Annotated in this window: 3 protein-coding genes; 2 read left to right on the forward strand and 1 reads right to left on the reverse strand. The window is 50.8% G+C overall.

All coding sequences use genetic code 11. The features are described 5' to 3' along the window. Positions 1 to 70: 70 nt before the first annotated feature. Complete coding sequence (locus HG66A1_RS11645; RefSeq protein WP_145183667.1) at positions 71 to 6721, reverse strand: ThuA domain-containing protein; 6651 nt, start codon at positions 6719 to 6721, stop codon at positions 71 to 73. Between the two features lie 294 nt (positions 6722 to 7015). Between HG66A1_RS11645 and HG66A1_RS11650 the strand changes: the two genes are divergently transcribed. Next, the gene (locus HG66A1_RS11650) at positions 7016 to 8506 is read left to right on the forward strand and encodes a sulfatase (protein ID WP_145183672.1); all 1491 of its coding nucleotides are present in this window, start codon (positions 7016 to 7018) and stop codon (positions 8504 to 8506) included. A gap of 159 nt (positions 8507 to 8665) precedes the next feature. Further along, positions 8666 to 13117: an amidohydrolase family protein gene (locus HG66A1_RS11655; RefSeq protein ID WP_145183676.1), complete on the forward strand. Its 4452-nt coding sequence runs from the start codon at positions 8666 to 8668 to the stop codon at positions 13115 to 13117. The last annotated feature ends 7 nt before the right edge of the window (positions 13118 to 13124 follow it).

The following is a 13124-nucleotide window of genomic DNA, read 5'->3' on the forward strand; positions in this document are numbered from 1 at the left end:
AAAATAAAGTTGGAAGTGAGAAGAATTTTAACATGCAGTTCAGAAAAGACATCTGAGATTAATTAATTTTTCAGTCGGGGCGCGGGGTTATCGAATAGCTTCGCGAAGGCTCTTCCAGACTACGGATATAGTGCCAGATGGCCTCAAACTGTTGTCGGGCATCACCATTCAGAATTGTGGAAATCTTTGTCGTTTCTCCGTCTGCGGAAAGTTTTGGCATCTTGGTTGAGATGTCAAATCGAGGAGGATCAAGGACGAATCGATGATAATATTCCGGAGTCAGGCGTTCGCGAATATGCACAAAATTGATTCCGAGAGCGATTCTGGTTTTCTCATCTCCCGAAGGTTGCAAGTCCCCTATGCCATGGCACTGACGACAGTCCAGTGCCTGCCTGGTGGTAAGCTGCTTACCCGTATCAATCAGAGTCTCATGCTTTTCCTGCAGGCTGGAGTCAAGGTGGGAGTTAGTCTGTGAGGGGATGCCATGTTCCTCTCGGAGACCCGTAGCCAGGAGATGGGCATGTGCTGGGAATTGAGGCATACGGGATTTCAGCCAGGGACGGGGACGCCATTTGATTTCGCCTGCCAGAAAGGACTCCAGCCATCCCGATTTCAATTTCTCCCCCGCCCATGTCAGAGATGGTAAGGGTTCAGGCGGTAAGCCAGACTCCCCCTCATCAACGACAATCATGGCCCGTGGGCTCTGGATTGTATCGCGGTGATGGCAGGCGACACAGTTCAACTGTTTCGTCCAGCGATCTGAGATTTCGGAGAAGTTCCTCTGTTGTAAGGATTCAGTTCCAAAATGCAGGAAGGCCTGGATCGACTCTTTTTCAACTGTAGTGAGACTGAATTTCGGGATTCCACGAGCGATTTCATTCTCTTTTGACAGACAGCCATTCACAGTTGGCTGGCCGGTCAACACAGAGCGTTTGAGGGTGAGAGGCTGATCATCTCCCTTTAGGGAGCCGTGGCAGCGGGCACAGCCCAGCGTCTCATAGTATAGTTTTTGTCCCCGCTGTGCCGATCCAGCCGGGGGGATCATGGCGCTCGGGATTTTGCCTTCTGAACGCTCGATCAGAAATGCCGATAATTCTGCCGACTCAATTGGTGTTAATCTAAAGTCTGGCATCCTGCTCCAGGGGTGGTGAAGATGTGGTAACTCTAAAAAACGAGCCAGCTGTGAGTGACTGAATTTTCGTTTGAGCAATGCCAGAGAGTGTCTCTGGTATTCGTCGGCTTGGGGGTTATCTGTATTGAAGTGATGGCAGTTGATACAACCCAGATCCTCGAAGCGTTTCGCGCCAGATTCTACTAACTGCTCAGAGGCTGGAGGGTCGGGGTTCAGGGGCAACCCGGGTTCGGAACGAACAGGTTTAGTAGCCCGCGACACAAACCAGGCAGTTAGGTCTGCTGCCTGTTGAATCGTCTGTTTTGAATCCGGGGGGCCTAACAGGTGAGGCATGCGGGTATCTGGTTTCAGGCTGTGCGGGTTGCGTAGCCAGTGAAATAGCCAGCGTTTGCTGATCCGGTTTCCGATATTATCAAGGTCGGGAGGAGACTGGTTCAGCTCAGGCATCCTCGACAGAGATTGCGCTGACGACAACTGCTCAGCATCAAAGGTGAACCCTGTTGAGTTTTCCTGGTTAACCCCGTGACAGGTGTGACATTTGAATTCGGCGAATAACGCCCGCCCTGCCCTGATCTGTCGCATTTTCTCCAATAGCCGATCATCGCTTAAATGAGTTAGAATCGTGGGAGGCACGGGTTCGGTGGCAAACTGAGAACCCTGCCAGAGGATTCGTAGATGGGCTCCCCCCTTTAAAGGACTCTGGTAATTCAGACGAATTCGGTTATAGCCTTTTTCCAATGTAACTGCAGCGGGTGGGGCTTGTTTGAGATCAGTTCCTTCTGCTTTCAGAACAAGTTTCTGATTGATTGCCATGCGACAATTTCCACTGCCTTCCATACTGAAATAGTATTTTCCAGACAGGGGGACCTGCAGAAAACCTTCTGCTGTGGCTGAGAATGTTCCGGGTTTAAGAAAAGGGGTGACCGGTTCGTTCTCATTGACCGAAAGGGCCAGCATGCGGGATGAGCGTGCGTCATCGTTTATCTCTGATGTGGCATTATCCTGATGGAATTTCCAGAGAATACCTGGTTTCAGTTGCTGACGCTGCGTGAGTGTCAGCAATCGCATTTTCTTACGACGAGTCAACTTGTCCGAATCCATTTTCTGTGTGGATACGGAGTTGATTGTGTGGTAGTAAGTTTGTTTCAGGTTTGTGCCTGTCTCTGAGGTCAGGTGGTAAGAAATACCCATCTGCATTACTGGTTTGACGGACTGGAGTTCGAGGAAGACAGTCCGCTGATCGGGCAGCAAAGTCGCAGAAAGTACTTCCACTTCATCCCGCCCTTCAACCTGTGGGGCGGAGACTCGGTATTCCGGGGAACCGTAATTTTGAGACCAGAGGTAATTCCACTGCTGAATCGCATAGTTGTCTGGATTCTCTGCAGTTTTTCTTTCCAGTACATTTGAAAATGACAGAGAGATCCCGTTCTGCATCGTTTTGACAGCGACAGGGAGATCGACAGGCTGACCCGTGTAACGCACGCGCTGCAGGCAGCCATCTTGCACCGCATTTGTCACCCAACCTTTCATTCCACTGACGTAAAGTTGTCCATCCCGGGGGCTGAATCTTCCCCGCATTACGCCTGAATCAAAAATCAAGGGGAGCGTTAAAGTGCCACCCTGAGATTGCCCCTGGATTACCTCTCGAAGTGTCAGCATGAGTTTGCTCTGACCATAAGAAAGGTGCAGCAACTGGTTTTGGAGAGGCCCCCACTCACGACTGGTGACCCAGACCTGGCCGCCGCTCGAATTGTCCTGCAGGCGAGGGATCCAGCATAACGGCCGATCGTAGCCCAGCGGACGTTCTGTCGTGATACGTGGGCCGCCATATCCGTAGTATCCCCCGGGACTGATTTCTGTGATGTTTGAGGCGGGAGTCCAGTTACCTTCCTGGGGAGAAGCTGTGATGATATTGCCGGGCCCGATTCCCATCCCGTTAGGATTACGGAAGCCGGAAGCGATGTTGGTCAGTTGGCGACCATTGGAAGAAACCTGCATCACTCCCTTTTGGGCATGCATGAAATAAAAGTTGCCGAAAGAGTCGGTCTCCAGGCAGGTGACGTAATCATGGCCTCCGGGCGATGTGGAGTACTGATTATGAAAACATTCATAGAAGTCTGCTTCGTCATTCAGATTCTGGTCGTGCAGGATCGTAATTTGATCCCGTCCCAGCACATGAATTTTATTCTGCACAACTTTGAGTCCCAGGGGCTGAAACAGACCGGTCGCAAAGCGTTTCCACTTCAGGTTCTTCAGGTCCTGGTCGATCCCCTTCACCAGCCAGACATCGCCATGTACGGTGGCGACAGCCAGGTCTCCGTTATCCAGAAAGTCGTGACCGCTGATGAAAAAGAGGGCTCGATAAGGATTTTCGAAGGGAATAGAAATTGTATCCACGACATAGGGAGCGTCATCCATGCTGACGACTCCTTGTGTTCTCAGGAGTTCATTCCAGCGGGACGGCCCCGGTATCAGGAGTGGCTGTAAGGAAGCCGATGTCAGACTGGGAGTGGGGAACTTTTGCTGAGTGTCCTGAGCCGTATTGATTTGATAGAAGATGTTGAAATGTTGTGTAGATTTTCGGGGCGGAATTTCAAAGACCGCAGTTTGCGTTTTTCCATTGTCGATGATTCGGGGCAGGATTTGGTCCCAACCGTCGCATCCAATGGTAAAGGGAGACTGTGGATCCTTAGAAATAAACAGCATTCTACCATCAGGTACTGTTTTCACCTGACTGGCGTCCGCAATGTGCAGTTGCAGACTTTGGTTACCCGGACCGATTTCAAATGACCGGGTGAAACAATGGGGGCCTTGATTCTTCAGCAGCCAGGGGGACTCAAAAACAGTTGTCTCACCGATTTGATATTCCAGCGTGACACGGTCCCGATTGACGTGCGAGCCGAGAAAACGACAGGGGTATTCTGGACTCCAGCCGGGACCCTCCTGTGTCGAAAAGTGAATCGTTCCCTCCGGAGCCGGGGCCCGGATCAGTCCGAAACGCTCCGGATATGGTTTCAGGAAGCCCCCAGTCCAGAGACCACGCAGTTTACAGTGTCTGGTATCATAACAGGCGGTCCCTGTCTGCTGTTTACCGACCCGGATTGAGAGTCCCTTCTTAACGGGACCCGAGGGGAGAGGCACAATACTGGCCAGCCAGTTACCCATGTCTGTCTGTTGCCAGCGGTTGTCCTCGGTCGCCTGGACTGGTTGTTCAAAGCCGACCGATTCTTTGCCCCAGTGATCACGGACCTCTTTTTTTTTAACTGGTTCCTTTTGAGAAACCTGGGTTCTGGTTTCCAGGGGAATGAGCTTACCAGAGGCTTCTTCAAGTGTGTTTAAGTCTTTGCCTATCTCATCAAATGAGAACAGAATCAGCGTTTCGGCATCTGTTTTGAGAGGTTTGGGGGGCACCTGTGTGAAATCACGCGCCCCTTTGGTAATCCGTAATTCATCCAGCAGGCCGTCACTGAAGATTGACTTCTCTACCAGGCCGCCGATCCGAAGATTCCCCGAGGCCATCTCTGTTTGTTTTGGGGCAGGCAGTGAAGCTTCCAGCTCTCGTTTACCATCGACAAACAGTTGAATCCGGTCAGGTTCCAGGGTCATGGCCACGTGATGCCATTTCTGGTCACAGATGTTGATCCTGGTTTTGTATTCGCCTCCCTGCCCCGGGAGATATACACTGAAGAAACCGCTGCGGGCATAAGAATACATCTCCCAGTGGGCCGGGTTGCTCTTCTTGCTGGAGGCGAGGAAGACATTAAATCCTGATTTCGAATTCAACTTGACCCAACAGTCAGCACTCAGATGTTTCGATTTTTGAATTGTTTCAGCGGGAATGGAGATCGAACCTGCATTGGTATTGAGTGCCTTTCCCCACTTACCTGGACCGAGCAGAGAGACCGAATTATTGCTGGCTGGTTTCTCAGGGGGACGTTTGAGCTCGTGTATGTTTCTCCCCGCTGCCCAGGCTGTCGCCCGACGCAGTATTTCGCAAGCTTCGAAGGTGTCGTACGTTTTTTCACTGTGCCCCAGCAGTGTCTGGAAAATGCGTCCCTTACCGTAATGATAGGTCCAGGCCAGCGGCTCCCGTTTTCCGGTTACTTTAGATTTGGCCGTAATGATAGGTTCAACGGGCTCCGTGCCAGCCTGTCGAAAATAGAGTTCGTCGGTTACGGGGAAATTCTGCAGATTGTGCGTCAGCGGGTGAGAGTCATCAGTGATCAGTACTTCAAAATTTCCGAACGCATCGTGGCCGCTTTTCTGTTCCCCTTTTCCGTCATGGTTCCAGACCCGCCTGACGATTTTACGATACTCCGGCCAGTCAGATTCCCCCGCTTTGGGCAGCGAGAAATGAAAAGCGCCGTTGGAGAAGTGAATCAGGATCAGCCCCCCTCCTTTCTGGAGGTAATTCATAAAGGCGGTTCGCGACGCCTCACTTAATGGGGTTCCATCGTGCCAGTTGGTATAGTTTTGAATGATGACCTGGTAGTCTTGCAGAGGTTTTTGTGAGAGTTCTTCAATGTCATTTGAGACATCGACCTTGATACGCGGATCCCGCTCCAGCAGTTGTTTGATCGCAGGAGTTGTTTTTTTCCAGTTATGCCAGGTGTGTGCTTCATTGCCTGCGAACATCAACACGCGAATCGGGCGATCATCCACAAGCGCAGGTGTTGTCCCCTTGATTCCTGTGAGGGCCGAGGTGATTTCCGCATGGGTATAATAGCGTGCTTCAACACCCTGGGCCGGGACTGATGCTTGCGCTGTCCAGGCAATCGCGTTGAGAATGAATTTGCGAAACGCAGCGTTCTGCCAGTTATCATAAAAGTGGCCGCAGGTGGTCCCGAAACCACGTCCTCCATTTTCACGTTCTTTTGCCCAGGCGACGACATTCCCCTGCTCTGTTCTGCCTTGCAGGGCAGGAACTTCCAACAGCGGTGTCAGTCGCGGGTCATTCTGCTGAAAACGGAGATTGAAGTAAAACTCCTCGCGCATTTCAAACGGTTTGACTCCACGACAGACTGGATGATCTGCATGAGAAAGCACGACGGGGGCTTGCAAGGTTTTAATGGCAGAATACCATTTACGGACCCCGTTCTCCTCCCAGTCAAAATAGCCCCCTGACCAGTTTTGGATCTGTTTTGAGTACTGGTCCGGTGCGAATGTAGAGAAATGAAAGGTCAGAAAGCCACAACCTCGGTCGATCTGCCTCTGAATCTGCTGCAGGTGCTCCTGGTTTGCAAAGTGAGGAGCTTCGGTAAATTTCTCACCGTCCCGGCCATCGGAAATGACCATGATGGTGTCTGCGTCATTCAGAGTGGCGGGATTTTCTGGCCAGCCATCAAGATGATACTCAACACGAACCTGATCCTGTATATTGGAATTGTCCAACATGACTTTGAGTAACTTGACCGACCAGGGATAGTCGTGGATTCCATTTCCCACGGGACCATGGCTTTTGGGGCCGGCGATCAGGACCACTTTCTTCTTGTGAGTTTTTTCCACCAGTGACTCAGTGGCTTCGGCAATGGTCGAACTGGAAAACAGACATACGCAGAAAGTGAGAATGAGTGCTCGATAACAAGTCACGATAACTGTTCCTCTGGTTTTCTAAGCTGGCCCTGGCAATCCCATGCGGGACAAGTGCCAGAAATTATCGGGTGACGTTCATGGAACTATCCCAAATTCTACAGCGAAGTTATGGAAAAGACTTTCATTACAGGAGAAGATTATTCGTACCTCTCTGGAATTGTTTTCCTGTTTCAGCACTGACATTCCTGAAGTTCGGAATTGCGAGAGGTTTGGGGATCGTACATGATAGCCTTGCAAAGCTACTCTGGGCCAAATTTATCTGAATCCATATTACCATACAGGTTGAGCAGTATGAAATTAAAAAGCGTCTCACTATTTATTCTGGCAATCTCCCTTTTCAGTAATCAGGTTCAGGCCGCAGAAAAACAACAGGACCCTAAACCGAATATTCTCATCATTCTCTGCGATGACCTTGGGTATGGTGATTTAGAGTGCTACGGTCACCCACACATCAAAACGCCACACTTGAACCAGTTGGCATCACAGGGAATGCGGCTAACGGACTGCTATGCCAGTGCCCCGGTCTGTTCCCCTTCCCGTGCAGGATTACTGACAGGGCGAACCCCGAATCGACTTGGGGTTTATGACTGGATTCCAGAGGGGCATCCGATGCACCTGAAACGCGAAGAGACCACGATTGCCCAACTGCTCCAGCAGGCGGGATACGACACGGCACATGTCGGGAAGTGGCACTGTAATGGACTGTTCAATTCCAGCAAACAACCTCAACCGGGCGATCATGGTTTCAGGCACTGGTTCAGTACCCAGAACAACGCGATTCCCACTCACGAAAATCCGGTTAATTTCGTCAGGAATGGGGAGCCTGTCGGAGAAATCGAGGGTTTTTCCTGCCAGATTGTGGTGGATGAGGGAATTCAGTGGTTAACAGAGAAGCGTGACAAACAGAAACCGTTCTTCCTGCATGTCTGTTTTCATGAGCCACATGAACGAGTCGCATCTCCTCCCCAGTTGGTCGAACAGTATCTCAATCGAAGCATCTATGAGGATCAGGCTCAGTATTTTGCCAATGTGGCCAATATGGACGCTGCTGTGGGCCGCTTGATGAAAACATTGGACGAACAGCAACTCTCGGAGAACACATTTGTCTTCTTTACGTCTGACAATGGTCCTGAAACATTAAATCGCTACGGCAAAGGGTCACGTCGCTCCTGGGGATCACCGGGTGTTCTTCGGGGGATGAAATTGCAAATCTATGAGGGGGGAATCCGGGTCCCTGGCATTCTCCGCTGGCCCGGTCATATCACACCTGGGCAGAAGAATACGACTCCCGTCTGCAGCGTGGATTTGCTACCTACCCTGTGCGCATTGGCTGCCGTTTCATTACCAGACGAACGGCCGCTGGATGGAGCGAATCTGCTGCCCCTGTTTTCTGGAAAACCGATTCAACGAACAACGCCTCTTTTCTGGAACTACTATCGTGCGAACAGCACTCCCCGCGTCGCGATGCGTGAAGGAGACTGGAAAGTAGTGGCCCACTGGAGTGGACCAGAGGGGATTCTGCCTTTGGGGAACAATGTGAACTCAATTTCACAACAGTTCATCAAAAATGCAAAGCTGACCAAATTCGAGATCTACAATCTGAAGCAGGATATCAGCGAGCAGCATAATCTGGCCTGGCAGGAACCGGATCGCCTGAAGGAACTGAAGCAGAAGCTGGTTGAAAAGTATGCTGCTGTTCAAAAAGAAGGTCCGGTCTGGGATACGTCAGACTATGAGCAAGAGCGGGAAAAACGACTGTTTCCCCAGAAAACGAAGCAGTGAGTTTCAGTGGTGCCCAGAGCCACTAGTGAAATTACGGGCTTTCCTGCCTGATCAGCAGGGTTTCCCTATTCTCAGCAGCCCACCTGCCTGCTACAGTGAAAGCTCTATTAAGAACAGCTCTGCTGTGTGTCTTGCCTGCTTTCGCTTTATGGAACCGACATGCAACATTTTAAATACTTCAAACGTCTGCTTTTCATCTGTCTGCTGGGGGCGGTTATTCCCGTACAGGCTCAAGTCCAACGGCAACCAGGTTTTCAGCCACAGGTGTTTGCGCTGACGAATGCCACTGTGACGACGCGTCCTGGTACTACAATCAAGAATGCCACGGTACTGGTGCGGGATGGATTGATCGAAGCCGTTGGAACAGATCTAACTGTACCTGGAGATGCAGAGGTCGTAGATTGTCAGGGAATGCATGTCTATCCCGGATTCATAGATGCTGCATCCGCAGAACTGCTGGACAAAGACATCAAGCATCCAAAGCCAGAAGAACGCAAAGTCGACTTCGGCCGTTATGCACTGGCAGCGACCCGCCCGGATAATCGAAATTATCTCAGCCCCGAGTTTCTGGCGAATCGGGCTATCACATCCAGGAAAAATAATTTTTCTGACTATCAGAAAGCTGGTTTCACAGCAGTCCATGTACTTCCACTGGGTAAGATCGCCAGTGGTCAGGGAACTCTGATCTCCACCAGTGAATTACCTGTCAGAGAAGCGACCCTGCTGGAAACGACTCTGGGTTCATTTCGTCTCTATGCACCGCATGGAGATGTATACCCGACTACGTTGATGGGGGCGGTCGCACATCTGCGTCAGTCGTTTCTGGATACACGTCACTATGAACAGCACTGGGATATTTATCGGGACAAGGAAGCCTTCGTAAAACGTCCACCGACCGATGTTACCTATGTTGCTCTGCTGGAGACACTGCATGGTAAACAGATCCCGGTGTTTGCAGCTGACTCGCGGGACCAGATATTACGTGCGCTCGATTTTTGCCAGGAAGTCAAAATCAAACCGGTGATCCTTGGTGCCGCGGAGGCCCACCTCTGTCTGGATCGGCTGAAAAAAGACTCACAGGGAGTTATCTGCAAACTCGACTTTGCAGATAAGCCCAAAATCAAAGAAGAGAGTAAGTCGGAGAAACTGACAACTGAATTTTCAGAACCACAGCGCGTCCAGCAGGAGAAAATCAGACTCTGGCAACAAAGGATCCAGGGGCTGACACAGCTGGCAGAAAGTGGAATCCCTGTTGCATTTACCTCAGAGAAACTGAAACAACACATTTCTGACGTTGTTCCCCAGTTGAGGGTTGCCGTGAAAGCAGGCTTCTCGGCAGACGAAGCATTGCGCAGCCTGACGGTCGATGCAGCAAAAATTCTGGGAATTGATCAGCGACTGGGGACAATCGAAAAAGGAAAATTGGCACATCTGGTTGTGATGTCGCACCCCTGGGAAGAGGACGATTCGAAAGTACGCTATCTGTTTGTGGATGGTCTCAAGCTTGATTTCACGGAAAAAGAGAAAGAAAAAAAACAGGAGCCGACAAAGACACCCACTGAAAAGAAAGAGCAGCCAGTCAAAGTTGATCTGGCTGGTGACTGGGGGGTCGAAATCGAGTCCGCTCAAGGCAAAGTAATTGGTGAATTGAAGCTGGCTCAGGACCGTTCTGAACTGCGAGGCTCATTTTCCAGTGAAAAAGGGAATGGTAAAGTCACTGCAGGAAAAATAGAGAAGGACAGGCTGACAATCACCGTTGCCATTGGTGCGGGGGAACACTCAATCGAACTTCAGTTCAATGGGACTCTGGGAGCTGAAAAACAGCCCCAGAAACTTTCCGGGAAACTGAAATCTGCTTTTGGAACAGAAACTAGTTGGAGTGCCGTTCGAAAAACGCCACAGGGTGACTCTGCTCCAGAGAATCCGATTCAACTTTCCCTTGAAGGAATGGGGGACGACGAACTGGATTTCTCTCCAACAGAATCAGAAGTACTGGTTGCTGAAAAGCCGAAACACACTTCGTCTGAGGGAGCAGACATCAGTCGGCATCAGTTTCAGACGGAACTGGAGTCAGACCGGATCAGTCGTCATCCCTCGACAGGTGGGAATTTGCTGCTCAAAAATGGTACCGTGATCACCGTCACTGGTAAGACATTCTCCAAGGCCTCCGTGCTCGTAAAGAATGGAAAAGTAGCCGCCATCGGTACTGATTTGAAAGTACCAGGGGGAACGACCGAAATCGATGTCACTGGAATGTACGTGATGCCGGGCATCATCGACACACATAGCCATATTATGATTACCGAAGGGATCAACGAATCTTCCCAATCGATCGTGCCCGAAGTCCGCGTACGAGATGTGGTGAATACCGCTGACCCCTCCGAATATCGGGCTCTGGCCGGAGGAGTGACCACTGCCCGTCTGTTCCACGGTTCTGCAAATGTTATTGGAGGCCAGGATGCTGTCGTCAAACTGAAGCATGGCAAGACCGCTCGTGAACATGTCCTCCATGATGCACCGCAGGGGGTGAAATTTGCATTGGGAGAAAATGTGAAATTTAGAACTTCACGTTTCCCCAACACGCGGATGGGGGTTGAAGCCACGCTGCAGCGGGCGTTTCTGGAGGCTGTTGACTACCGTCGCCAATGGCAGCAATACGAGCGTGCGAAAAAAGCAGATCCTGATATAAAGCTGGTCCCTCCCCGACGAGATCTGCGACTTGAGGCACTGGCAGATATCGTCAATCACGAAAAATTCATCCATTCCCATTGCTACCGCGCTGATGAGATTCTGATGCTGCTCCGCGTCGCTTCCAATTTGGGGGTCCGTGTCTGGTCGCTGCAGCATGTGTTGGAAGGGTATAAGATTGCACCGGAAATTCTGGCGCATGGCGCCAGTTGCAGTACGTTTTCTGACTGGTGGGCGTACAAGATTGAAGCCTTTGATGCCGTTCCGCATAACGCTGCTTTGCTTAATGAAGCCGGGATCAATACTGTAATCAAAAGTGATGACTGGGAACTGATTCGGCACCTTTACCTCGAAGCGGCTAAAACAGTGCGCTATGGAAACCTGTCCTTCGGTGATGCCCTGCAGACGATCACAATCAATCCGGCCCGTGAACTAGGCTTGGATCAGCAGATTGGTTCGATCGAGATCGGAAAGGATGGGGATTTTGCCATCTTTAATGGACATCCTTTGAATGCGTATTCCCGTTGTGAAATGACCATCATTGAAGGCGAAGTTTACTTTGATCGTTTGAAGCAACCAACGGCGATGTCTGAAGCCGCGGAAAAGCGGTCGGCCCATTCCCGCACCGTAATTGTGGAGCAGGAAGATCTGCCACTGAAACTACCAGCCTCCAATGTGAATGAATTCGCCATCACAGGAGCAACTCTGCATCCAATTGATCGCGATGCGATTCCCGGTGGGATATTGATGGTTCGAAACCAGAAGATTGAATATGTTGGCCCAGCAAAACCACTTCCCAAGGGGCTTCCGCAAGTCGATGCGCAGGGACTGCACGTCTATCCCGGGATGATCGATACTGGAACGACCCTGGGGTTGACTGAGATCGATAAGGTTAAAGAGACCCGGGATTATTCCGAAAGTGGTGACTTACAGCCTGATCTGCGAACGGGAGTCGCCATCAATCCGGATTCCGAGCTGTTTCCCGTTGCCCGTGCGGGGGGGATTACAACTGTGCTGGTCTGCCCGCAGTCCGGTCTGATCGCCGGACAGTCATCTATCGTTCAGACAGCCGGCTGGACCGCTCCCGAGATGGTCATGCAACTGGAAGCGGGGCTACAGATTAATTGGTCGATCAAAAAAGATAGACAGGAGGAACTCAAAGAGTTTTTCAAGCAGGCACGCCTGTACCATAAACTGAAATCACAAACCAAAGCCGATGAAGTACGGCGTCCTGTAACAGATCCACGGTATGAGGCCTTGATGCCTTATCTTGATGGTAAAAAGCCAGTGTTGATAGAGGCCAATTCGCGAGAGGCGATTGCCGGAGCACTGCTTTTTGCAGAAGAACAGAAACTCAAGATGATAATTGCAGGCGGCGCTGATGCCTGGAAATTGACGAAAGAACTCAAAGAGAGAAAAGTACCAGTCATTGTTGGGCCGGTCATGCATCGGCCTGAAGAAAGCTATGATCCATTCGATGCACCTTACACAAATCCGGCTCGCCTTTATGATGCTGGAGTGCCATTCTGCATTCGTTCTAACAGTGCCTGGAACTCGCGGAATACTCCCTTTGAAGCTGCTATGGCGGTTGCTTACGGTCTGCCTGAAGAGGCTGCGATTCGTTCTGTCACTCTGTCTGCGGCTGAGATTCTCGGTGTCGAAGAACAGGTTGGTTCCCTGACGAAAGGGAAACTGGCCAATCTGATTATCACTGATGGCTCGCCATTACAGCAGACGTCACACATTAAAGCTGTCTGTGTGGGAGGCCAAATTATGCCACCGGAAAGCAAGCAGACCCGATTGTACAAGCGATATCGTCAACGTCTGCAGGAATTTCAGAAGTCTTCCGGAGACAAAGCGGTTCCCCTGCCCCTCGAAACTCAAAAAACAGATGCGTTGAAAAAGCCTGCTAACACGAAGTAAGCGGGGC

Source organism: Gimesia chilikensis (genome assembly GCF_007744075.1).
Lineage (GTDB): Bacteria > Planctomycetota > Planctomycetia > Planctomycetales > Planctomycetaceae > Gimesia > Gimesia chilikensis_A.